Origin of the sequence: Streptomyces sp. NRRL B-3229, from assembly GCF_000719505.1 — a bacterium.
GTDB classification, from domain to species: Bacteria; Actinomycetota; Actinomycetes; order Streptomycetales; family Streptomycetaceae; genus Streptomyces; species Streptomyces griseorubiginosus.
Genome location: NZ_JOGP01000024.1, coordinates 80,777 through 101,563 on the forward strand (window position 1 = coordinate 80,777; position 20,787 = coordinate 101,563).

Below are 20,787 nucleotides of genomic sequence, written 5' to 3' on the forward strand. Positions count from 1 at the left end.
TCGCTCATGACTCGCTCCCCCTCCAGATGTCCGTGAACCGGTCGAGCAGTGCGGCCGCCGCCGTCACGTCGCCCGTGAGCGGCCGGTCGGCCGGGTCCTCCGCCAGCACCGTCTCGGCGAGCTCCAGCGCGCGACTCACCGCGAGCCCCGGCTCGGGCCTCAGGTCACGCTGGCGCAGCGCCCGTACGGCGGCCACGAGTTCGCAGCCGACCACGAGACGGTACGCGCCGCACGCGCGCAGTGTCTGACGGGCGGCGAGCGAGGCGAAGCTGGCCTGTTCCTCGACGCCCCGGGAGAGTACAGCGTGGCCGAGCGAGGCGGGCGCGGAGAAGGCCCGCAGGTCGCCGAGGGCCGCTCCGGCGGCGTACTCCAGGATCATCACGCCGGACGAGGCGGGTTCCTGGTCGGCGAGGAAGGGCCTCAGGCGGGTGAAGGCCGGCTCGTTGAGGGTCGAGAGCCGGGAGGTGGACAGCCGGGCGACCTGGGTCAGGGCCAGCCTGAAGTGGTCCAGCGCGAGGGCGAGTTGGGCCTGGTAGAAGCCGCCGTGGTGGTAGGCGGCCATGTCCTCGGGGGAGATGAGGGGGTTCTCGGCGGCCGCGTTGATCTCGATCGCGAGGACCTCCTCCAGCGCGTCGGCCGCGTCATGGGCGGGGCCGTGGATCTGAGGCAGGCAGCGGAAGCCGTACGGGTCCTGGATCCGGCCGAGCGGCGGGGTGGGCCGGTCCTCGGCGCCGATCAACTGCCGCATCCGCCGGGCCACTTCGGCGGAGCCGCGGTGCGGACGGGCGACGTGCACAGGGGCGGCGTACGCCTCGTGGGAGCCGTCCACGGCGAGCAGGGACAGCGCCGCGACGACCTGGGTGGCCTCGACGAGCCCGCGCAGTTCGTGCAGCGCGAGGGCGGCCTGGCCGAGGGTGAGGGCGTTGCTGCTGATGAAGGCGAGGGCGTCGTTGTTGTCCAGCGGCTGGGGCTCGGGGGCACCGGACGCCGACCGCCAGGGCTCGGGGTGCTCGGCTGCCGAAGGCGAGGCACCCACGACTGCCGCGCCCCGGCCGTCGACGGCCGCCCATTCCGCACGCTGCCCGCCGGCGTCCGTGCCGGCGTTCCCGGCCTCCCGCCAAGGGTGTTCCCCAGCCAACGCCAGGCCCGCCTGGGCCAGCGCCGCGATGTCCCCGGTGCCGACCGAGCCGAACTCGTTGACGACCGGGTACGCCCCGTTCTCCAGCGCCTCGCACAGGGCCGTCACCACCGTCGGCCGCAGTCCGGCGCCGCCCGCGAGCAGCTGGTTGGCGCGGACCGCGAGCATCGCGCGGACCTGCCTCGCGGGGAGCTCCTCGCCGATCGCGCCGGCGTGACTGCGCAGCAGGCGCAGACCGTGTTCGGCGGCCGCGTCGGTGGGCACGTCCTCGTTCCGGTTGGCGCCGACGCCGGTCGAGCGGCCGTAGACGCGGCCGGTCGCGGCGATCTGCCGGGCGGCGTCCCAGGACTCGGCGACCCGCTTCATCGCATCGGTCCCGGGCACCGGCCGCGCGCTCCCGTCGGCGAGGCGGACGACGTCCGCGACCCTCAACCCGATCCCGTCGAGGACCACCAGACCGGTGTGCGCGACGGCGGCAGGGTCCGGTGCGTCCACGATACGAGACGACATAGAGTCCAAACCCCTCTCAATGCGGACACTTGATCTTGCCTGTCGGGCATCCGTTACCTCGGATTAACACCGAACCGTTGACAACCTATTCAGATACCGAGAACTCTGCATGACGTTATACAGCCGGGCAAGGGACATCTCATGATCCAGTTCGACGCGGTCCACAAGCGCTTCCCCAACGGCACGACAGCAGTGCACGATCTCACCCTCGACATGCCGGAAGGCGGCGTCACGGTCCTCGTCGGATCTTCCGGTTGCGGCAAGACGACCACCCTCAGGATGATCAATCGTATGGTCGAGCCGACCTCCGGCACGATCAAGGTCGGCGGCAAGGACGTCACCGATCAGGACGCGGCCGGACTGCGCCGCTCCATCGGCTACGTCATCCAGCAGTCCGGCCTCTTCCCGCACCGCACGGTGCTGGACAACATCGCCACCGTCCCGCTCCTGCTCGGCCACGGCCGCAGGAAGGCCCGCGCCCGCGCCGCCGAGCTGCTGGAGACCGTCGGTCTGACCGCCGAGGCCGGCAAGCGCTACCCGCACCAGCTCTCCGGCGGCCAGCAGCAGCGCGTCGGGGTCGCCCGCGCCCTCGCCGCCGACCCGCCGGTACTGCTCATGGACGAGCCGTTCGGCGCGGTGGACCCGGTGGTGCGCACCCAGCTCCAGGACGAACTGCTCCGGCTCCAGAAGGAGTTGAACAAGACCATCGTCTTCGTCACCCACGACGTCGACGAGGCCGTACGGCTCGGCGACCGCATCGCAATCTTCCGCACCGGCGGCCACCTCGTCCAGTGCGCCCCGCCCGCCGAACTCCTCGCCCGCCCCGCCGACGACTTCGTTGCCGACTTCCTCGGCGCCGAACGCGGCCTGAAGCTGCTGTCGTTGCAGACGATCGCAACCGTCCCTCAGGGCCCGGCGCCGGAAGGAGACACCTGGAGCCTGGTCTGCGACGAGACGGGCAGGCCCCTGCACTGGGCCTCGCAGCGGACAGAGCTCCCCGTACGACCGCTCAGGGACGGCGACTCGCTGCTCGCCGCCCTCGACGAGTCCCTCGCCTCCCCCACCGGCCTGGTGGCCCGGGTCGACGCGGACGGCGTCCTCACCGGTGTCAGCTCCCGCGACGACATCCACGCGCACGCCGGACAGGCGCACGCGGACGCCCGGGTGGCCGCATGAGCATCGACTGGTCGTGGATCTCCGGCCACACCGACGACCTGACCTCGCTCACGGTCTCCCACCTCCAGGCCGCCCTGAGCGCCGTCTTCTTCGGACTGCTGATCTCGTTGCCCCTCGCCGTGGTCGCCCACCGGATCCGCCCCCTGCGCGGCTTCCTGCTCGGCCTCTCGAACGTCCTGTTCACGATCCCCTCGATCGCGATCTTCGTGCTCCTGCTGCCGGTCAGCGGTCTGACCCGGACCACGACCGTGATCGGCCTGACCGTCTACACCCTGGTCGTCCTGCTGCGGAACACGGTCGAAGGGCTCGACTCGGTCCCCGCGAAGACCAAGGAAGCGGCGAAGGCGATGGGCACGCGCCCGCTGCGCACGCTGCTGACCGTCGAACTCCCCCTCGCGCTCCCCGTGATCATGGCGGGCGTCCGTATCGCGACCGTCATGTCCATCTCCCTGGTGTCGGTCGCCACCTACATCGGCGACGGCGGCCTCGGCCAGCTCTTCACCGACGGCTTCCAGCGCGACTTCCCGACCCCGGTGATCGTGGGCGTGGTCCTCACGCTCCTGCTCGCCGTGGTCGCGGACGCCCTGCTGGTGGCCCTCCAGTACGTCCTGACCCCGTGGCGGCGGAGGCGAGCCTGACATGTACGAACTCTTCGAGAACCTCGGCACCTGGCTGACCAGCGGCTCCCAGTGGACCGGCACCGACGGCATCGCCCACCGGCTCGCCGAGCACCTCCAGTACTCGCTCCTCGCGACCCTCGTGGCGGCCGCGATCGGCCTCCCCCTCGGCCTGCTGATCGGCCACACCGGCAAGGGCGCCTTCGTCGCCATCAACCTCGCGTCCTTCGGCCGCGCCCTGCCCACCGTCGGCCTGGTCGTGCTGGTCTTCCTGGCCGGCGGGCTGTCCATGCTCCCGGTCTACGTCGCCCTCGTCGCCCTCGCGGTCCCGGCGATCGTCACCAACACCTACGCGGGGATGACGGCCGTCGACCCGGACGTGAAGGACGCGGCCCGCGGCCAGGGCATGCGCGGCCACCAGGTCCTGTTCCAGGTCGAGTTGCCGCTCGCGCTCCCCCTGATCATGACCGGCCTGCGCCTGGCACTGATCCAGGTCGTCGCCACCGCGACCATCGCGGCCTACGTCTCCTTCGGCGGCCTCGGCCGCTACGTCTTCGACGGCCTCGCCCAGCGCGATCTCGTGCAGGTGCTCGGCGGGGCGGTGCTGGTCGCCGTGGTCGCCGTCGCCCTCGACCTGCTGCTCTCCGGCCTCCAGCGCTACCTCTTCCGTCACCGCACCGCGTAAGGACCCCTGAGATGAACCGACGCACCCTCCTCGGCGGCCTCTTCGCGGCGGCCTCCGTGCCCGCTCTCTCCGCCTGCTCCAGCGGCATCACCTCCCTCGACGGCGGTGGCACCACCTCCGGCGGGAGCGGCTCCAGCAAGGGCGGCATCACCATCGGCACCGCCAACTTCACCGAGAACCAGGTGCTGGGATACCTCTACGCGGCCGTGCTCAAGAAGGCCGGCGTCAAGGTCAAGGTCCGCCCCAACCTCGGCACCCGCGAGATCGTGATCCCCGCGCTCAAGGCGGGCGACATCGACCTGCTGCCCGAGTACCAGGGCGCCCTCCTCAACTACCTGGCCCCCAAGGACGCGTCCGCCGAACCCGGCACCATGCAGAACGCCCTGACCCTGGCCCTGCCCGCCGGGCTCCAGGTCCTGCCCTACAGCCAGGCCGCCGACTCCGACTGCTTCGCGGTCACCCGGGCGACCGCGAGGAAGTACGGCCTGGTCACCCTCGCCGACCTCGCCAAGCAGAACGGCAAGCTGGTGATCGGCGCCGCCCCCGAGGTGAAGAAGCGCCGGGTGGGCGCGGTCGGCCTCAAGGACGTGTACGGCGTCGAGTTCAAGGAGTTCAAGTCGCTGGACTCCGACGGACCGCTGGTCAAGGGCGCCCTGAAGAAGGGCGACGTCGACGTGGCGAACCTCTTCACCACCGACACCGACATCGCGGCCAACGGCTGGGTCATCCTCACCGACCCGAAGAACCTCATCCCCAGCCAGCACATCGTCCCCCTCATCGCCGACCGCAAGGCCGACGACACCGTCCGCAAGGCCCTCGCCCGCCTCGGCAACACCCTGACGACCGCCCAGCTCACCGAGCTCAACAGCCAGGTCGACAACGACAAGAAGGACCCGGAGGACGTGGCCGACGCCTACGCGAAGCAGCACGGGCTGGCCTAGGACGATCCCCCGCCGCAACAGGGGGGCTAACCCCAGTGCAGCGACCGTCGGGGCTGCCTACCGTGGTGCCCATGACCGGAATGGACGCGCGGGACCCCGAACTCAAGAAGGAACTCAACGCCACCCTGCAAGCGCGCAGGGAACTGGGCGAGGAGTACGAGTCCGCGCTGGTCGACTCGTTCCTGGAGAAGGTCGACCAGCGGATCGACGGCGCGGTGGACCGCCGCCTGCGCCGTCAGCTCGCCGAGCAGCAGATGGTGACGGCCCGGGGCGCCCGGTCGCCCAAGCCCACCGACTCCTTCGGCGAACGCTTCGGCTTCGGCATCGTCTCGCTGGTCCTGGCGATCCCGCTGTCCGGGATCGGCGGCGGGGTGGCCCACCTGCCGGGCCTCCTGGTGACCTGGGTCGGCATCGTCGGCGTCAACGCCTTCCAGGCCCTGCGCACCAACCCGGACCTGTTCCGGGGCCGCCGCCACAGGAACAAGTCCGACTGGGAGGACTGAGGGGGGCGCCGCAGGCGCCTAAGGGGCGCGGGGAACTGCGCGACCAGCCACAGCGAACCCGCACCCGCCACCCAACAGCGGCGCCCCCAAACCTCAGGCGAACACCTCACACCTGACGCGTGGGCAGCACCATCACCTGCCGCAGATTCACATGCGCCGGCCGACTGGCAACGTAAGCCACCACATCCGCCAGTTCGTACGGCGACAGCGCCCCGAACGCCTCCACCAGCCCCCCGATCGCCTCCTGCCCCTCCGCATCGAGACGCGAGGCGATCTCCGTCTCCGTCACCCCCGGCTCGACGTTGGTCACCCGCACCCCACGCGGCGAGAACTCGCCCCGCAGCAGCGCCGAGAGGTGGGTGACCGCGGCCTTCGTCGCCCCGTACACGGCGAAGCCCGGAAAGCCGGTCAGATGCGCGGCGACGGACGAGATGTTCACCAGGTCCGCGCTCCCGCCGCGTGCCGCCGCCTCGCCCAGGTCCCCGGCGAAGGCCCCGGTGATCCGCAGCACCCCGGTGAGATTGGTGTCGATCATCGCCTGCCACTCGTCGACGGGCGCCTGCTCGATCGGGTTCGGCAGCATGACACCGGCGTTGTTGACCACCAGGTCGACGGTCCCGTACGCCTCGTGGACCCGCGCCACCGCGGCCGCCACCGACGCGTCGTCCGTGATGTCGGCGACCACGGCCAGCGCCTGCCCGCCGTCGGCCGCGATCTTCTCCACGACGGCGTCGAGCCGCTCCGCGCGCCGCGCCAGCAGCGCGACCCTCGCGCCCTCGGCGGCCAGCGTCACGGCGACCGCCTCACCGATCCCGCTCGCGGCCCCGGTGACGACGGCGGTGCGTCCGGCCAGATTCTCGTACGACATGAAAGTGCTCCTCGGAAGGCGGAAAGCGGAAGCGGAAAGCCGAAGGAATGTCAGCCGGGGCCTCTCCCCGGCTCGTCCACGACTCTCCGCCGCCCGGGCCGCCGTACCCAGGGATGAGCTTTTCCTGGGTCTGCCAGTACCAGGTTCCGCACCCTCGGCTCCCCTACGATCGAACTCATGGACGGGGATCTCGGAGACTTCCTGCGCTCGCGCCGTGCCCGCATCCGGCCCGAGGACGTGGGCCTGCCCTCGTACGGCCGGCGCAGGGTGCCCGGCCTGCGCCGCGAGGAGGTGGCGCAGCTGGCCGGGGTGAGCGTCGACTACTACATCCGCCTGGAGCAGGGCCGGGGCCCGAGCGTCTCGGACGCCGTCCTGGACTCCGTCGCCCGGGTGCTTCAGCTGGACGAGACCGAGCAGGCCTATCTGCGGACGGTGGCCCGGCCGCCGAAGAAGGAGAGGGACGGCCGCCGCCGCAGCACACGGCCGGGCATCCGCGCCGGTGTCCAGCGGCTGCTGGACAGCATGGACCGCACCCCGGCCTTCGTCCTCGGCCCCGCGATGGAGGCGCTGGCCTGGAACGAGCTCGGGGACGCCCTGCACGGGTTCAGCCGGCTGCCAGCGGACCGGCGCAACATCGTCCGGCACCTCTTCCTGGAACCCGAGGGCCGGGACCTGTACCCCGACTGGAACGCGGTCGCCGCCCAGTGCGTGGCCACCCTGCGGCTGAGCGCCGGCACCCACGCCGACCACCGCGAGCTGCGCGACCTCGTCGGCGAACTCTCCCTCAAGAGCGAGGACTTCCGCCGGCTGTGGGCCGACCACCAGGTCAGGGCGTGCATGTACGGCACGAAACGCTTCCGGCACCCCGTCGCGGGCCTGCTGACGCTGCCCTACGAATCGCTGACGCTCCCGGAGACACCGGAGCAGACCTTGGTGGTCTACACACCGGAGCCGGGATCGGAGACCGCGGAGCGGCTGGCGCTGCTGGGCAGTTGGGCCGGTACGAGCGCGTAGGAAGTGGCAGTACGAGGTCGTGGTGCCGGTACGAGCGCGTAGAAAGTAATGCGCGGGGACCGCCGCACCCCCGTTTGACGGGGGGCGGGACGACGGCGGTCCCCGCGAGGGACGTCGACCGGGTCAGGCCAGGTCCACGTCCGGCGTCCATGGAGGTCCGGGAGCCGCTCCGGAGGTCCTTGGACGTTCGGCGCCGGCTGGGGCGGGGAGCCGCTCCCGCCCTGCCGACACCCACTAATCTGCCGGACCCGTGTTAAGCGTGTGCTGCGCGGACGTGACGCCCTCGTACCACTTCCACGAAGTCCACCCGTTGGGTGGGAAACCGGAAGTTCGCCTCCGGCGCCCGGCGTTCACCGGACGTTTGTCTCTACTTACCGCCCTTGGCGAGGAAGGCCAGCAGGTCCTGGCGGCTGACGACGCCGGTGGGCTTGCCCTCCACGAGGACGATCGCCGCGTCCGCCGCGCCGAGGACCGACATCAGGTCGCCGACCGGTTCGCCGGAGCCGACCTGGGGCAGCGGCGCCGACATGTGCTTCTCCAGCGGGTCCTGGAGCGAGGCCCGCTGGGTGAACAGCGCGTCGAGCAGTTCGCGTTCGACGACCGAGCCGATGACCTCCGCGGCCATCACGTCGGGGTGGCCGGCGCCGGGCTTGACGATCGGCATCTGCGAGACGCCGTACTCGCGCAGCACCTCGATGGCCTCGCCGACCGTCTCGTCGGGGTGCATGTGGACGAGGGACGGGATGGCACCGTGCACCTTGTCGTTGAGGACGTCGGCCACGCGGGCGCTGGGGCCCTCGTCCTCCAGGAAGCCGTAGTCGGCCATCCACTCGTCGTTGAAGATCTTCGAGAGGTAGCCGCGCCCGCTGTCCGGGAGCAGGACCACCACGACGCCGTTCTCGTCGAGGCGTTCGGCGACCCGCAGGGCCGCGACGACGGCCATGCCGCAGGAGCCGCCCACCAGGAGGCCCTCCTCCTTGGCGAGGCGGCGGGTCATCTGGAAGGAGTCCTTGTCGGAGACCGGGACGATCTCGTCGGCGACGGTCCGGTCGTAGGCGGTGGGCCAGAAGTCCTCACCGACGCCCTCGACGAGATACGGCCGCCCGGAGCCGCCGGAGTACACCGAGCCCTCGGGGTCGGCGCCGATCACCTGGACCGCGCCGTCGCTGGCGTCCTTCAGGTAGCGGCCGGTGCCGGAGATGGTGCCGCCGGTGCCGACGCCCGCCACGAAGTGGGTGATCTTCCCCTCCGTCTGCTCCCAGAGCTCCGGGCCGGTGGAGTGGTAGTGGGAGAGCGGGTTGTTGGGGTTGGAGTACTGGTCGGGCTTCCACGCGCCGGGCGTCTCACGGACCAGCCGGTCGGAGACGTTGTAGTAGGAGTCCGGGTGCTCCGGGTCCACGGCGGTCGGGCAGACGACGACCTCGGCGCCGTACGCGCGAAGGACGTTGATCTTGTCGGTCGAGACCTTGTCGGGGCACACGAAGATGCACTTGTACCCCTTCTGCTGCGCCACGATGGCGAGCCCGACACCGGTGTTGCCGCTGGTCGGCTCGACGATGGTGCCCCCGGGCTTCAGCGCGCCGCTCTCCTCCGCCGCCTCGATCATGCGCAGGGCGATGCGGTCCTTCACGGAACCGCCGGGGTTGAAGTACTCGACCTTGGCCAGGACGGTCGCCTTGATGCCCTTGGTCACGCTGTTGAGCTTCACCAGCGGGGTGTTGCCGACGAGGCTGATCATCGAGTCGTGGAATTGCACCGTTGTCTCCGGATGCTTGCAAAGAAAGTGGTCCTAGTGGTCCAGCCAGCCTATGGCCTGTTCGGGCGCCATGACGGTTGTTCACTCGCTGTGGGGATTGGGCCACGGTCCGTGCGGGGCAAGGAGTGGGTGTAGCGGGTACGACGGAGGTGGCGGCGACGTATGACGAGCATGTCGAGGGCGAGGGTGGCCCGCCGGATCGCGGCCGGCGCCGCGTACGGCGGTGGCGGGATCGGACTGGTCGGTGCGGCGACGATGGGTCTGCTGCTGGCGGAGGTGCGGCTGGCCAGACGTCAGGTGGGCAACGGCACGACGCCGCACGTCCCGCAGGCCGATGGCCGGTACGGCCATGTGTACACGGTGGTCGGTGAACCTCCCCTGCGGCTGGTGATGCTGGGCGACTCCACGGCCGCGGGCCAGGGCGTGCACCGGGCGGGCCAGACGCCGGGCGCGCTGCTGGCGTCGGGCCTGGCGGCGGTGGCGGAACGGCCGGTGGAACTGCGCAACGTCGCCCTGCCCGGGGCCACCTCGGACGACCTGGACCGCCAGGTGGCACTGACCCTGTCGGATCCGGCGCGGGTCCCGGACGTGTGCGTGATCATGATCGGCGCGAACGACGTGACGCACCGGATGCCGGCGACGCGCTCCGTGCGCCATCTGTCCTCGGCGGTACGGCGGCTGCGCACGGCCGGCGCCGAGGTGGTGGTCGGCACCTGTCCCGACCTGGGCACGATCGAGCCGGTGCAGCAGCCGTTGCGCTGGCTGGCGCGCAGGGCCTCCCGGCAGCTGGCGGCGGCCCAGACGATCGGCGCGGTCGAGCAGGGCGGGCGCACGGTGTCGCTCGGCGACCTGCTGGGTCCGGAGTTCGAGGCGAATCCCCGTGAGCTGTTCGGGCCGGACAACTACCACCCCTCGGCGGAGGGTTATGCGACGGCGGCGATGGCCGTGCTGCCGACGGTCTGTGCGGCCCTGAGCCTGTGGCCGGCCGACGAGGACCGTCCGGACGCGTCCCGCCGCGAGGGCTTCCTGCCGGTGGCCAGGGCCGCGGCGGAGGCCGCCTCGGAGGCGGGCACGGAGGTCGCGGCGGCGCTGCCGACGGGTCCGACCGGGCCGTGGGCGCTGCTGAAGCGCCGGCGCAGGCGGCGGGTGTCCGCCGTGGAGCCCGAGACCCAAGCAAGCGCTTAGACATAGGTCACACCGCCACCCCCGTGACCCAGGCCATACGGACGGGTAACTTCCCAAGCAGCCCCGTCCTGAAGAAAACCCCCGCACGCCAATGGAGCCCGTGATGCCCGAAGCCGTGATCGTCTCGACCGCCCGCTCCCCGATCGGCCGCGCCGTCAAGGGCTCGCTCAAGGACCTGCGCCCCGACGACCTCACCGCCACGATCATCCAGGCCGCCCTCGCCAAGGTCCCGGAGCTGGACCCGCGCGACATCGACGACCTGATGCTCGGCTGCGGTCTGCCCGGCGGGGAGCAGGGCTACAACCTGGGCCGGATCGTCGCCGTGCAGATGGGCATGGACCACCTGCCGGGCTGCACGATCACCCGTTACTGTTCCTCCTCGCTCCAGACGAGCCGCATGGCCCTGCACGCCATCAAGGCCGGCGAGGGTGACGTCTTCATCTCGGCCGGTGTCGAGATGGTCTCCCGCTACGCCAAGGGCAGTTCGGACGGCCTGCCGGGCACCACCAACCCGCTCTTCGACGAGGCCCAGGCCCGCACCGCGGCCACCGCCGCCTCCGAGGGCTCCACCTGGCACGACCCCCGTGAGGACGGCCTGCTCCCCGACCCGTACATCGCGATGGGCCAGACCGCGGAGAACCTGGCCCGCATCAAGGGCGTCACCCGCCAGGACATGGACGAGTTCGGCGTGCGCTCGCAGAACCTCGCCGAGGAGGCCATCAAGAACGGCTTCTGGGAGCGCGAGATCACCCCGGTGACGCTGCCCGACGGCACGGTCGTCAGCAAGGACGACGGCCCCCGCGCCGGCGTCACCCTGGAGGGCGTCCAGGGCCTGAAGCCGGTCTTCCGCCCCGACGGCATGGTCACGGCCGGCAACTGCTGCCCGCTGAACGACGGTGCCGCCGCGGTCGTGATCATGTCCGACACCAAGGCGCGCGAGCTGGGCCTCACCCCGCTGGCCCGGATCGTCTCGACCGGAGTCTCGGGCCTGTCCCCCGAGATCATGGGCCTCGGCCCGGTCGACGCGAGCAACCAGGCCCTGCGCCGCGCCGGTCTCACCATCGACGACATCGACCTGGTCGAGATCAACGAGGCGTTCGCCGCCCAGGTGATCCCCTCCTACCGCGACCTGAACATCCCGCTGGAGAAGCTGAACGTCAACGGGGGCGCGATCGCCGTCGGCCACCCCTTCGGCATGACCGGCGCCCGCATCACCGGCACGCTCATCAACTCCCTCCAGTTCCACGACAAGCAGTTCGGCCTGGAGACGATGTGCGTGGGCGGCGGCCAGGGCATGGCCATGGTCATCGAGCGCCTCAGCTGACGGAACGTACCCAACCGGGCACCCAGCGCCACCCTTTGGCCCAGAACCGTGGAAACTCCAAGGTTCTGGGCCGATTTGTGATCCAATCTCCCTCAGGATGTGACCTATATCGCTCGCGTGGGGATTTCCGCAGGTCACACCACTCCCTCCCTAAACCCCGACCCCAAAGTCCTGTCCGATTCGTGACGTTACGCACTGACAGCTGGATAGTTAGCCCTTCAAGCTGATGTAGGAAGTCGGGGGTCGACTTTGAACCGGGAGTACGTCAGTGAGCGCCATGCCGATCGCCTTGCTGGTCACCACGGCCGCCACCGGCGCCGTGGGCGTCGCCGTCCTGCGCACCCTCATGGTGCTGCGCCGACAGGTCGCCGCCCTCCATACCGAGCTCGCCAGGAACAACAGCGCACCCGTCCGGGGCTTCGTGCCGGCCGCCCGCCCCGCCACCGACGTCGACGAGATACGCGCCGCGGTGGCCGAGGCCCTCGCCGAGGAGCGTGAGCGCGAACTCGCCGAGGCCCGCGCCTTCTGGGCCGCGCAGGAGGCCCGGGACGTCTCCGACGCGCCGTCGCTGCTCGGTCTGCCCGACAGCGAGCTGTTCCTGCCCCGGCAGGCGGACTTCGTGGGCCTGGAGCCGGTCTCGGAGCCGTCGGCCGACCTGGACGAGTTCGCGGGCGACTCCCCCGAACTGGCCGCGGCCCGCCGCCGTCACCCGAGCCACCCGGACTTCGTCCCGGTCGGTTCACCCGTCGTGAACGACCATGAGCGCACGGTGGCGACCCTGGAGGACCTCGCGGCCTCCGGCACCGAACTCGCGGACGTCCGCCCCGGACCGCTCGGCACGCTCGATGTCTACGTCTTCGCCGACGGCACCACGCTCTGCATGACCCCGGGGCACCGCGAGACGGCCGAACGCCTCTCCGCGGCCCTGCGTGCCGGCGAGACCCCGGTGCTCCTCGGCGGCTCGGGCATCTCGGGCGCGTACACGCTGACGTTCGCGTGCGGCGAGGAGAACGTCTACATCCTGGCGGACCGGGTCATAGCCTCGCTTTGAGGCGCCGGGAGCCTGGCACCCACCCAGGGGCGCGGGGCTGTGTCGATATGCGGCTCCGCCGCGTGGGCGCGACCAGCCCCCACCGGGCCCGCGGTCGCCACGAATCCTCAGACCCCCGCCCGCTTCTGCGCCTCCTCCACCAACAGCACAGCCTCAGACACCTGGCCCTCGTCCGAAAGCACGAGGGCCAAGTCATGTGCCGCCACGGTGATCTGGTCGGCCGCGGCGAACATCCCGGCGTCCGGCATCACCCGGGGCCTCGCCTCCGGCTCCTCGATGACCTGCGCCCGATGGGCCAACTCACGGGCCAGCCCCAGGGCCTCGGCGGCGGCGCCGCGCTGGAGTCGGGACTGCGGCGCGGCCCTGAGCCGGTCGGCGAAATGGTCCACAGCCTGGGTCAGACGCGAGGTATCAGCCACCCGGCAACCGTACGCGTCCTCCCGGGACTGTTGCCAACAGGCGAACGCTCAGGCACCGTGACCTGAAGGACCGGCTTACATCCCCTGCGCACGGAGGCGCCGATGTCCCAAGTCTTCTCCGAGGAGACCCACCGCAACATGCTCGCCCGCATCCCCCATTGCACCGGTCGTGAAGTCTCCGACTGGCTCCGCACCGTCGACGAAGGCCCGGCTCTCTTCCGCTTCGAGGAAAAGGTCAGCTGGCTCCGCCACGAACACAACCTCGCCTATGGCCATGCGAAGGCCATCATCCACGAGTACGACCTGAGGAGGGCCGCGCGCAGGTACTTCTGAGCCGCGCACATGCCGAAGGGCCCCCGGTCGGAACCGGGGGCCCTTCGCCGTACTGCCGGCAGCGACTAGTCGCTGCTGTTGAGGATCGCGACGAGGCGCAGGAACTCCATGTAGATCCAGACCAGCGTCAGCGTCAGACCGAACGCCGCCAGCCAGGCCTCCTCCTTCGGCGCGCCATAGGCGATGCCGTCCTCGACCTGCTTGAAGTCGAGGGCGAGGAAGCACGCGCCGAGCAGGACGCCGATGACGCCGAACAGGATGCCGAGGCCTCCGCTGCGGAAGCCGAGGCCGTCACCGCCGCCGAAGACGGCGAACAGCATGTTGACGACCATCAGCAGCAGGAAGCCGAGCGTGGCCGCCATGACGAAGCCGTAGAACCGGCGGTTCACGCGGATCCAGCCGGCCTTGTACGCGACCAGCACCGCGGCGAAGACCGCCAGGGTGCCGATCACGGCCTGCATGGCCGCGCCGCTGGCGATGCGGTTGTCGACGATGCTGGAGATGACGCCGAGGAACACGCCCTCGAACGCGGCGTAGGACACGATCAGCGCGGGCGTGGCCTTGCGCTTGAACGACTGGACGAACGCCAGGACCATGCCGATCAGCGCGGCGCCGATGCCGATGCCGTACGAGCGGCCGATGTTGGCGTCGTCGACCGGAAGCAGCGCCCAGGAGAGCGCGGCCGTGACGATCAGGACGCCGAGGGTGGTGCCGGTGCGCAGGACGACGTCGTCCATCGTCATGCGGCCGGTGGTCACCGGGGTCTGCGGCGGGGCGCCCTGCTGGAGGTCCTGGGCGTAGGGGTTGGTCGCGTACGGGTTGGCCTGCGGCTGCGCGTAGGGGCTGCCCTGCGTGCCCACAGCTGCGCCCCCGGCCTGCGGCGCGGTGTTGAAGCCCGCGTAGCCGTTGTCGCGGCTGAACCCCCGTCGCGAGAAGACCGGGTTGCTGCTCCTCATTTCACTCCTCCATGGCCACCGTGTGTGGACCTTGCCCTCAAGAGTAATGGGTAGGCAAAGGAATGACCCTAGTGCTTGAGGAGGATCTTCCCTCGTTGTCCTGCGCAACACGCGGCCGGGGGGCGTGATTCCCTCAGTCGAAGGGGAAGCCGGTGTACGCCTCGGCGAGGTCGGTCTCCGCGGCCCTCGACCCGGCGATCCGCTCCAGGCGGGCGAGCTGCATCCGGTCCTCGAAGGGGGTGGCGCCGGGCGCCCGGTGCAGCAGGCTCGTCATGTCGTACGAGAACCGTTCGGCCTGCCAGATCCGGCGCAGACAGGTCTCGGAGTAGCGGTCGAGGGCTTCCGCCGAACCGGTCTCCCTCTGGTACGACAGCGCCCTCGCGAAGGTCACGACGTCCCCCACGGCGAGGTTGAGGCCCTTGGCGCCGGTGGGCGGGACGATGTGGGCCGCGTCGCCGGCGAGGAAGAGCCGGCCGTGGCGCATGGGTTCGTGGACGTAGGACCGCATGGGCGTGACGGACTTCTGGGTGATCGGTCCCCGGTCGAGCGTCCAGTCGTCGTCGGTCTCGAAGCGGCGCTCCAGCTCGTCCCAGATCTCCTCGTCGCCCCAGCTGTCGGCGTCGGTGCCCTCCGGGACCTGGAGGTAGAGGCGGGAGACGGAGGGGGAGCGCATGGAGAGGAGGGCGAAGCCGCGGTCGTGGCGGGCGTAGACGAGTTCGTCGTGCGAGGGCGGGACGTCGGCGAGGATGCCGAGCCAGGCGTAGGGGTACGTGCGTTCGAAGACGCGGGTCAGTTCGGCGGGGATCGCCTTGCGGGCCACTCCCCAGAAGCCGTCGCAGCCGACGACGTACTCGCACTCGAGCACGTCCTCCCGGCCCTCGTGGCGGAAGCGGATGCTCGGGGCGTCGGTGTCGGCGCCCTCGACGGCCAGCGCCTCCGCCTCGAAGAGCAGCGGGCCGCCCTCCTTCAGCTGGAGGGCGATCAGGTCCTTGCAGACCTCGGTCTGGGCGTAGACCGTCACGGACCGGCCGCCGGTGAGGGCGGGGAAGTCGACGCGGTGACGCTTTTTGTCGTAGCGCAGCTCTATGCCGTCGTGCCGCAGTCCCTCCCGGTCCATGCGCTCCCCGGCACCGGCCGCGCGCAGGACGTCGACCGTGCCCTGTTCCAGGATTCCGGCGCGCTGGCGGTGCTCGACGTAGGCGCGGTCGCGGCTCTCCAGGACGACCGAGTCGATGCCGGCGCGGTGGAGGAGCCGGGCCAGGAGGAGGCCGGCGGGGCCGGCTCCGATGATGCCGACGGTGGTGCGCATCGGGCGTTCCCTTCGGGAGACCTTATGACTGCGTTCGCCTGGTGAACTTTCTTTCACTTCTGTGGGGCGAGTCTGCGCCGAGGGTCCGGCGCTGTCAATGGTCCTCGCGAGGAGTCCTCCCCCGGACGTCCGGCCCACGGAGTCGCTGCGGGCCGGACGTCCGGGAGCGGGTCAGCGGGGTGGCCAGCCGTCCAGGTGGCGCCGCATCGTGACGTCCTGCCGGGCGTCGCCCTTCGGGGCCTTGTCGACGGCGTCCTTGAGGACGGCGTTGACCTCCGCCGCGAGGCCGTCGGCCCGGGTGCGCAGGTCGGTCGCGGGGACCTTGGAACGGGTCAACGCGTCCAGCCTGCGGTGGATGTCGGCGAGTTGGCGCCGGTGGGCGGAGTCCAGGGTGAGCGGGGTGGGCGTGGAGACCACGAACTGGTAGGCGCCGGCCAGGGTCTGGCAGCCGGTGCAGCTCTTGTTGGCCGCGTCGCTGAGGTTCACGGCGTTCAGCCGGGTCTGCTCACCGGCGAAGGTGACGATCTGGAAGGACAGCGCGACCGAACGGCAGGCGTCGTCGGCGGAGCAGCCCGAGGAGACGGCGTTGGCCTGGTTGCGGACGTTGGCGGCGCTCACATTGCCGTACTGGCGGATGGTGAACGAGTCCTGCGACTCCGTGTGGTCGTGCTGGTTGGCGCGGCTGAACACATGGTCCGACGCGACGGCGACCTTCGCGGGGCCGTTGTCGGCGGCCTGAGCCGGCACGGCCGTCGCCACACCGGCGACACCGGCGGCGAACAGCCCCACCCGCACGGCACGGCGGGTGAACGGGGTGGCGGCACGGGGTTTTCGATGACTGCTCAAGGGGTCTCCTTGGATGGGTGGATCGGTACGGATGTGGGGGGGTGGCGGCGGATGAGGCACGGTCGGGGCGAGGCGATGGCCCGCGCACACCTGCCGCGGCTCGGGCAACGGCCCGGCCGTACAGGCGCTGCGCGTCCTGATGCGGGCCCCGCTCGGAGCCCCTGACCGCCGGACACCCGCGTTCCGGCGTGCCCGCCGGCCGGGGAGACCGTCCCCGACGACGGCACTCCCCTCACGAAGCCCCCTCAGCAGTGCCGGGGTTCGGTGCGCCCGCTCCTCACGACGAAGCGGGTGAACCGCTGGCCGGTGGTGGGGGCGGGCTGTCGGTCGGGGTGGGCTGGGCGCTCTCCGACGGGACCGGGGAGGAGACCGGGGTGGACGATCCGGGACCCGTGCCCGGTGACGAAGGTTCCGGACCCGTGGACCCGTCCGGTGCCGAGCTCGCCGTACCGCGGGCGGTGCCCCCGGTCGCCACGCCTGGTGCCGTCGCCGACGGGGCCGGCGAGGCGGACGCGGAGGCGGCGGCCGAGGTGCCCGCCGACGGGGCGGCGGAGCCCGGGGAGGCGCCCGCCGCCGGCGGCGGGACCGCGCCGGGGCCGGTGCCCGACGGACCGTCCGACGGACCGTCGTCCGCGGTGGACCCGTCGCCGTCGGGAGCCGTGGCCTGCCGGGGCTCCGGTTCCTCCGTCGACACACCGGGCTGGAGGATCGGCGCGATCGGCGGCTTCTTCGGCAGCGGCTGGGGGGTGAGCCCCGAGGTCCACGCGTAGCTCAGGCCCGTCAGCCCGGCGAGGATCACCGCGCACAGCGCCATCCGCAGCGCGGGCCGGCCGTCCGTGGACTTCTTGGCGGCACGGAAGATCCGCCCGCCGATCTTCACGGTGAGATAGACGACCCCGCCCATCGGGATCAGCAGCATCAGACAGCCCAGGACCCCGACGAGGCCCTCGACGATCTTCCCGTCCGCGAGGGCCGACCCGGTGCCGGAGAACTGCTCGACCATGGACCGGATCATCGTGGCGATGATCCTCGGCAGGTTCCACAGCGCGTACGCCAGCTCGCCGACGATCAGCGGCACCATTGTCAGCACCCAGGCCGCCACGACGGTCCGTGCCGACTTCTTCAGCCCGGCGACCTCCTGGCGCGCCGCCCGCCCCTTCCGCCCCGGCACCAGGCCGAGGAGGATCGGCTTGATCTTGCCGTAGAGGTCGGGCACCCCCGCGAGGTCGCCCAGGATGTAGTAGCCGTCGAGACGCACGGCCGGCATCAGCTGTTCGAGGATCTCGAAGTGCCCGAGGTAGACGGCGGCCAGGAAGAACGGCTCGCCGGTGGCGAAGTACAGCCCGGCCATGCCGAGCATGAAGACCACGTTGAAGTAGACGCCGCCCAGGTCGGTCCTGATCCGCCCGCCCCGGCCGATCCGGTAGACGTCGGTGACGTCGGTGTACATGGACGGCCAGATGAGGAAGATCCCGCAGCCGATGCAGCCGGGCCGGGCACCGCCGTATCTGCACGCGGAGGCGTGGCCGAACTCGTGGAAGACGAGCGAGGCCACGGTCAGCAGGAAGACGGCCAGGATCAGCACCGGCTGGTCGAGTACTTCGAGAACCGGCTCGATCGCCCCGTAGAAGGCGAACAGCCAGACGTCCATGGCCACGGCCGCAGCCAGCATGACGGCGACCACGACCGGCCGGTGCAGCCACGCGAAGCTCCGGGCGATCTTCGCCGTGCGCCGCTCGTCGAAGATGACCCGGTGCCCCTTGAGGGCGAGCAGCAGATCGGAGCGCGGGGCGTCGACCTCGTCGCTCTCCTGGCCCTCGGGGACCGTCACGCCGAGCGGTTCGAGCTTCTTCTCCACCAGGTAGCGGATGTTGTCACCGCTGACCTCGCGGCCGAACCGGGCGCTCACCCGGTGGGCGATCGACTCGGTGTCGCGCACGCCGTCCACGGACGACGCCACGAGGTACAGCAGCCGCGACAGCTGCACGACCTGCCCGTCCCCCCGACGGGCGATGTACTTGGGCTCGGTGAAGCCCGACCCCTGGTACTCGCCGTGCAGCCGCAGTCCCGCGCTGAGCCGGGGCACCAACTGCGGTTCCAGGACCGGCAGGCTGCCGGTCGCGACCTGCTCGTAGGTCACCGGCCAGCCGCCGGGCCCGGGCACCGGCCCGGTGTCGTACAGCGTCGGCGGCCCGTCTCCGAGCACTGTCATATGTGGTCTCCCCCCATGTCCTGCCCCCCCTCATGGCCGCCGGGGCGGACCGCGCACAGGTGCGGTCCGCCCCGGCGGCCGTCGTCAGCGCAGGGTCACTGCTTGACGGAGATGGACTGCGAGGCCTGCGACTCGGCGGCCGACCAGGCGGAGTGGTCGTTGACGGCCGCGGACTGGTTGTCGGCGTGCACGGTCGCGATGTGCTTGGTGACGTTGGTGGTGCGGTTGAAGCTGAACTTCAGCTTGCCCAGGGCCTCACGGCCCGGCAGCAGCTCCGCGGACTCGGTGTCGAGCTCGTGCATGTCCATGCTCATGATGGATGTCCTTCCAGGTGGTGATGGATGAGTGGGTGTGGAGGTGGTGCGCGGGTGCTACTGCGTGACGCTGATGGCCTGCGAGGCGCCGGAGCTCGCCACCGACCCGATCGAGTGGTCGTTCAGGGCGAGCGAGGAGTTGCTGGCCTGGACGTGGGCGATGTGCTTGGTCACGTTGGTGGTGCGGTTGAAGCTGAACTTCAGCTTCCCGAGGGCCTCGCGGCCCGGCAGCAGTTCCGCGGACTCGGCCTCGAGCTCGTGGGCGTCCATCATGATCAGTTCCCCCTCAGGGATGGGCATTTCCGGTCGGACCGAGTCGAGTTCCCCCCGCACTCTGTCCAACTTGGTCGGACGTTCTGTCCAACGAGATTGGACACTAGGGCCTCGCGGGGCCGGTGCGCAACCCGTTCGGGGAATCACTCTTTCGGCGGCGGGTGGGGCCGCCCGTAGAATCGGCTCCGACATGGACGGTTCCGCCGAGCGGCGAGCAGGAAGTGACCCACCCGTGGCCAACGCACTCCAGCAGTTGATCCGTGAGCGCCTGGACCTCAAGGGCTGGTCCTACGGCGAGGTGGCACGCCGTGGCGGCATTCCGCGCTCCACCGTCCACCACCTGGCGACCACCGACCGGGTCGTCCGCATGCCCCAGTCGGCCACCCTGGAGGGACTGTCCAAGGGGCTGGAACTCCCGTTGGACACCGTCCGCCGAGCCGCCGCGGAGGCCTGCGGCATCCACGTCTACGGCACCGAGGGCACCGCCGGCCGGCCGGCCGACCCCGAGGTGGATCTCCTGATCGCCAGCGTCCAGAAACTCTCCGCCGACGACCGCCGGCACGTGGCCGCCCTGGTGGAGTCCCTCCTGGACCGCACCCCGAAGCAGTAGCCGACCGGCGGTGTGACGATGCCGTCGGTCGACTGCGGGTCTGTGGTGGCCCGCGTGACCGCACCCGTCCGGGGGGCGCGGAGAACTGCGCGACCAGCCCCCACCGGCCCGCAGCCGACCGACCACCCCGCCGGCACATGACCGTCCGGGAACCGGGTCGCGGCGGTCCGCGATCGGGGATGTTCACTCTTCCGTGCAGTCGGAAAAAGAATTCGACTGTGCCCGAAATGGCCGCACTCCCCCGCTAGTGTCTCGTCCTGCCCGAGGAGCGAGAGCCGCACGACCCCGGGCTCCCAGGGGGGAATGTGTTGCTTGTGCATGGTGGACCGGCCACGGCCGTGGTCCGCGGGCCCGCCGGTGAATCGGTGGTCCTGCTCGCCGGCGAACTGCCGGACGCACTGACCGACGAGTCGGTATCCGAACTCATGGAACTGGCCGCCGCCGTCCTGGACGCGGACGAGCTGCCCCTGTTCCGGACCTGCCTGAGAACCCTGCGCCGCGACGGCATGCGCGCGGGCCGCCGGATCGAGATCGACGGCGCCGTACTGACCGTCTACGAAGGCTGACGGCGGGGCCGGCCCACGCGGGAGTCATCACCGCGTGGGCGGGAAAGTGCCCGGAGCCGGACTTGAACCGGCACGCCCGCGAAGGGGCAGCGAGGTTTAAGCTCGCCGTGTCTGCTTTCCACCATCCGGGCAGGTCATGGGCTCCGCGTTTGAGTCTCTGAGCCTATCGGGACGCATCCCT

At 71.0% G+C, this 20,787-nt stretch carries 22 protein-coding genes and 1 tRNA gene; 12 read left to right on the forward strand and 11 right to left on the reverse strand.

What is annotated here, in order from left to right:
- Window positions 1-4 precede the first annotated feature (4 nt).
- The gene (locus tag IF54_RS0131570; protein ID WP_030324980.1) at window positions 5-1,648 is read right to left on the reverse strand and encodes an aromatic amino acid ammonia-lyase; all 1,644 of its coding nucleotides are present in this window, start codon (window positions 1,646-1,648) and stop codon (window positions 5-7) included.
- Window positions 1,649-1,789: 141 nt separating this feature from the next.
- Here IF54_RS0131570 and IF54_RS0131575 point away from each other — a divergent pair, with 141 nt between their 5' ends.
- The 5 genes from IF54_RS0131575 to IF54_RS0131595 all read left to right on the forward strand — a co-directional run bounded on the left by IF54_RS0131575 (window position 1,790) and on the right by IF54_RS0131595 (window position 5,570).
- Window positions 1,790-2,824 carry an ABC transporter ATP-binding protein gene (locus IF54_RS0131575; protein ID WP_030324983.1) on the forward strand — a complete coding sequence of 345 codons (1,035 nt, stop codon included), beginning with the start codon at window positions 1,790-1,792 and terminating at the stop codon, window positions 2,822-2,824.
- Entirely contained in the window at window positions 2,821-3,462 is a 642-nt protein-coding gene (locus tag IF54_RS0131580) for an ABC transporter permease (RefSeq protein WP_030324984.1), read from the forward strand. Before IF54_RS0131575 ends, IF54_RS0131580 begins: the two co-directional genes overlap by 4 nt.
- Window position 3,463: 1 nt before the next feature.
- Window positions 3,464-4,126 (forward strand): ABC transporter permease, encoded by a 663-nt coding sequence (locus IF54_RS0131585; protein ID WP_030324985.1) that lies wholly within the window; start codon window positions 3,464-3,466, stop codon window positions 4,124-4,126.
- 11 nt (window positions 4,127-4,137) lie between these two features.
- Window positions 4,138-5,067: an ABC transporter substrate-binding protein gene (locus tag IF54_RS0131590; RefSeq protein WP_030324986.1), complete on the forward strand. Its 930-nt coding sequence runs from the start codon at window positions 4,138-4,140 to the stop codon at window positions 5,065-5,067.
- A 71-nt stretch (window positions 5,068-5,138) separates the two neighbouring features.
- On the forward strand, window positions 5,139-5,570 hold the full coding sequence (locus tag IF54_RS0131595) for a hypothetical protein (protein WP_107047919.1): 432 nt from the start codon (window positions 5,139-5,141) through the stop codon (window positions 5,568-5,570).
- Window positions 5,571-5,676: 106 nt separating this feature from the next.
- Here IF54_RS0131595 and IF54_RS0131600 read toward each other — a convergent pair whose 3' ends face one another.
- A complete protein-coding gene (locus tag IF54_RS0131600; protein ID WP_030324989.1) occupies window positions 5,677-6,438 on the reverse strand; it encodes an SDR family oxidoreductase in 762 nt (253 codons plus the stop codon).
- Between the two features lie 177 nt (window positions 6,439-6,615).
- Between IF54_RS0131600 and IF54_RS0131605 the strand changes: the two genes are divergently transcribed.
- Entirely contained in the window at window positions 6,616-7,452 is an 837-nt protein-coding gene (locus tag IF54_RS0131605) for a helix-turn-helix transcriptional regulator (protein ID WP_030324991.1), read from the forward strand.
- A 367-nt stretch (window positions 7,453-7,819) separates the two neighbouring features.
- Here the strand turns inward: IF54_RS0131605 and IF54_RS0131610 are convergent, their stop codons facing one another.
- Complete coding sequence (locus IF54_RS0131610; RefSeq protein WP_030324993.1) at window positions 7,820-9,208, reverse strand: cystathionine beta-synthase; 1,389 nt, start codon at window positions 9,206-9,208, stop codon at window positions 7,820-7,822.
- A 162-nt stretch (window positions 9,209-9,370) separates the two neighbouring features.
- Here IF54_RS0131610 and IF54_RS0131615 point away from each other — a divergent pair, with 162 nt between their 5' ends.
- The 3 genes from IF54_RS0131615 to IF54_RS0131625 all read left to right on the forward strand — a co-directional run bounded on the left by IF54_RS0131615 (window position 9,371) and on the right by IF54_RS0131625 (window position 12,768).
- The gene (locus IF54_RS0131615; protein WP_030324995.1) at window positions 9,371-10,393 is read left to right on the forward strand and encodes an SGNH/GDSL hydrolase family protein; all 1,023 of its coding nucleotides are present in this window, start codon (window positions 9,371-9,373) and stop codon (window positions 10,391-10,393) included.
- 103 nt (window positions 10,394-10,496) lie between these two features.
- Window positions 10,497-11,717 (forward strand): acetyl-CoA C-acetyltransferase, encoded by a 1,221-nt coding sequence (locus tag IF54_RS0131620; protein WP_030324997.1) that lies wholly within the window; start codon window positions 10,497-10,499, stop codon window positions 11,715-11,717.
- Window positions 11,718-11,985: 268 nt separating this feature from the next.
- A complete protein-coding gene (locus IF54_RS0131625) occupies window positions 11,986-12,768 on the forward strand; it encodes a hypothetical protein (protein ID WP_037820884.1) in 783 nt (260 codons plus the stop codon).
- Window positions 12,769-12,875: 107 nt separating this feature from the next.
- On the opposite strand, the gene IF54_RS0131630 is transcribed toward IF54_RS0131625, so the two are convergent.
- A complete protein-coding gene (locus IF54_RS0131630) occupies window positions 12,876-13,187 on the reverse strand; it encodes a hypothetical protein (protein ID WP_028809678.1) in 312 nt (103 codons plus the stop codon).
- Window positions 13,188-13,289: 102 nt separating this feature from the next.
- Here IF54_RS0131630 and IF54_RS0131635 point away from each other — a divergent pair, with 102 nt between their 5' ends.
- The gene (locus tag IF54_RS0131635) at window positions 13,290-13,520 is read left to right on the forward strand and encodes a DUF4287 domain-containing protein (RefSeq protein WP_020137875.1); all 231 of its coding nucleotides are present in this window, start codon (window positions 13,290-13,292) and stop codon (window positions 13,518-13,520) included.
- 65 nt (window positions 13,521-13,585) lie between these two features.
- On the opposite strand, the gene IF54_RS0131640 is transcribed toward IF54_RS0131635, so the two are convergent.
- The 6 genes from IF54_RS0131640 to IF54_RS0131665 all read right to left on the reverse strand — a co-directional run bounded on the left by IF54_RS0131640 (window position 13,586) and on the right by IF54_RS0131665 (window position 19,430).
- The gene (locus IF54_RS0131640; protein ID WP_030325001.1) at window positions 13,586-14,476 is read right to left on the reverse strand and encodes a Bax inhibitor-1/YccA family membrane protein; all 891 of its coding nucleotides are present in this window, start codon (window positions 14,474-14,476) and stop codon (window positions 13,586-13,588) included.
- Window positions 14,477-14,609: 133 nt separating this feature from the next.
- Window positions 14,610-15,785 carry a 4-hydroxybenzoate 3-monooxygenase gene (locus IF54_RS0131645; protein WP_030325003.1) on the reverse strand — a complete coding sequence of 392 codons (1,176 nt, stop codon included), beginning with the start codon at window positions 15,783-15,785 and terminating at the stop codon, window positions 14,610-14,612.
- Between the two features lie 171 nt (window positions 15,786-15,956).
- The gene (locus tag IF54_RS0131650) at window positions 15,957-16,631 is read right to left on the reverse strand and encodes a hypothetical protein (protein ID WP_030325005.1); all 675 of its coding nucleotides are present in this window, start codon (window positions 16,629-16,631) and stop codon (window positions 15,957-15,959) included.
- 277 nt (window positions 16,632-16,908) lie between these two features.
- A complete protein-coding gene (locus IF54_RS0131655; protein ID WP_030325007.1) occupies window positions 16,909-18,843 on the reverse strand; it encodes a M50 family metallopeptidase in 1,935 nt (644 codons plus the stop codon).
- Between the two features lie 95 nt (window positions 18,844-18,938).
- Complete coding sequence (locus tag IF54_RS0131660; protein ID WP_020137870.1) at window positions 18,939-19,157, reverse strand: hypothetical protein; 219 nt, start codon at window positions 19,155-19,157, stop codon at window positions 18,939-18,941.
- 57 nt (window positions 19,158-19,214) lie between these two features.
- Window positions 19,215-19,430, reverse strand: coding sequence for a hypothetical protein (locus tag IF54_RS0131665; RefSeq protein WP_030325009.1), 216 nt, complete (start codon window positions 19,428-19,430; stop codon window positions 19,215-19,217).
- Between the two features lie 232 nt (window positions 19,431-19,662).
- Between IF54_RS0131665 and IF54_RS0131670 the strand changes: the two genes are divergently transcribed.
- On the forward strand, window positions 19,663-20,040 hold the full coding sequence (locus IF54_RS0131670) for a helix-turn-helix domain-containing protein (RefSeq protein WP_030325012.1): 378 nt from the start codon (window positions 19,663-19,665) through the stop codon (window positions 20,038-20,040).
- Window positions 20,041-20,354: 314 nt separating this feature from the next.
- Entirely contained in the window at window positions 20,355-20,606 is a 252-nt protein-coding gene (locus IF54_RS0131675; protein WP_234439110.1) for a hypothetical protein, read from the forward strand.
- 47 nt (window positions 20,607-20,653) lie between these two features.
- On the opposite strand, the gene IF54_RS42805 is transcribed toward IF54_RS0131675, so the two are convergent.
- Window positions 20,654-20,737: transfer RNA gene (locus IF54_RS42805), tRNA-Leu, on the reverse strand.
- Window positions 20,738-20,787: the final 50 nt, after the last annotated feature.

Bases quoted from the DNA above. Each gene is read 5' to 3' on its own strand.
- IF54_RS0131595 (WP_107047919.1), top strand. From the start codon at position 5,139: ATGACCGGAATGGACGCGCGGGACCCCGAACTCAAGAAGGAACTCAAC.
- IF54_RS0131620 (WP_030324997.1), top strand. From the start codon at position 10,497: ATGCCCGAAGCCGTGATCGTCTCGACCGCCCGCTCCCCGATCGGCCGC.
- IF54_RS0131655 (WP_030325007.1), bottom strand. From the start codon at position 18,843: ATGACAGTGCTCGGAGACGGGCCGCCGACGCTGTACGACACCGGGCCG.
- IF54_RS0131645 (WP_030325003.1), bottom strand. From the start codon at position 15,785: ATGCGCACCACCGTCGGCATCATCGGAGCCGGCCCCGCCGGCCTCCTC.
- IF54_RS0131665 (WP_030325009.1), bottom strand. From the start codon at position 19,430: ATGATGGACGCCCACGAGCTCGAGGCCGAGTCCGCGGAACTGCTGCCG.
- IF54_RS0131585 (WP_030324985.1), top strand. From the start codon at position 3,464: ATGTACGAACTCTTCGAGAACCTCGGCACCTGGCTGACCAGCGGCTCC.
- IF54_RS0131580 (WP_030324984.1), top strand. From the start codon at position 2,821: ATGAGCATCGACTGGTCGTGGATCTCCGGCCACACCGACGACCTGACC.
- IF54_RS0131570 (WP_030324980.1), bottom strand. From the start codon at position 1,648: ATGTCGTCTCGTATCGTGGACGCACCGGACCCTGCCGCCGTCGCGCAC.
- IF54_RS0131605 (WP_030324991.1), top strand. From the start codon at position 6,616: ATGGACGGGGATCTCGGAGACTTCCTGCGCTCGCGCCGTGCCCGCATC.
- IF54_RS0131600 (WP_030324989.1), bottom strand. From the start codon at position 6,438: ATGTCGTACGAGAATCTGGCCGGACGCACCGCCGTCGTCACCGGGGCC.
- IF54_RS0131615 (WP_030324995.1), top strand. From the start codon at position 9,371: ATGACGAGCATGTCGAGGGCGAGGGTGGCCCGCCGGATCGCGGCCGGC.
- IF54_RS0131590 (WP_030324986.1), top strand. From the start codon at position 4,138: ATGAACCGACGCACCCTCCTCGGCGGCCTCTTCGCGGCGGCCTCCGTG.
- IF54_RS0131660 (WP_020137870.1), bottom strand. From the start codon at position 19,157: ATGAGCATGGACATGCACGAGCTCGACACCGAGTCCGCGGAGCTGCTG.
- IF54_RS0131635 (WP_020137875.1), top strand. From the start codon at position 13,290: ATGTCCCAAGTCTTCTCCGAGGAGACCCACCGCAACATGCTCGCCCGC.
- IF54_RS0131640 (WP_030325001.1), bottom strand. From the start codon at position 14,476: ATGAGGAGCAGCAACCCGGTCTTCTCGCGACGGGGGTTCAGCCGCGAC.
- IF54_RS0131575 (WP_030324983.1), top strand. From the start codon at position 1,790: ATGATCCAGTTCGACGCGGTCCACAAGCGCTTCCCCAACGGCACGACA.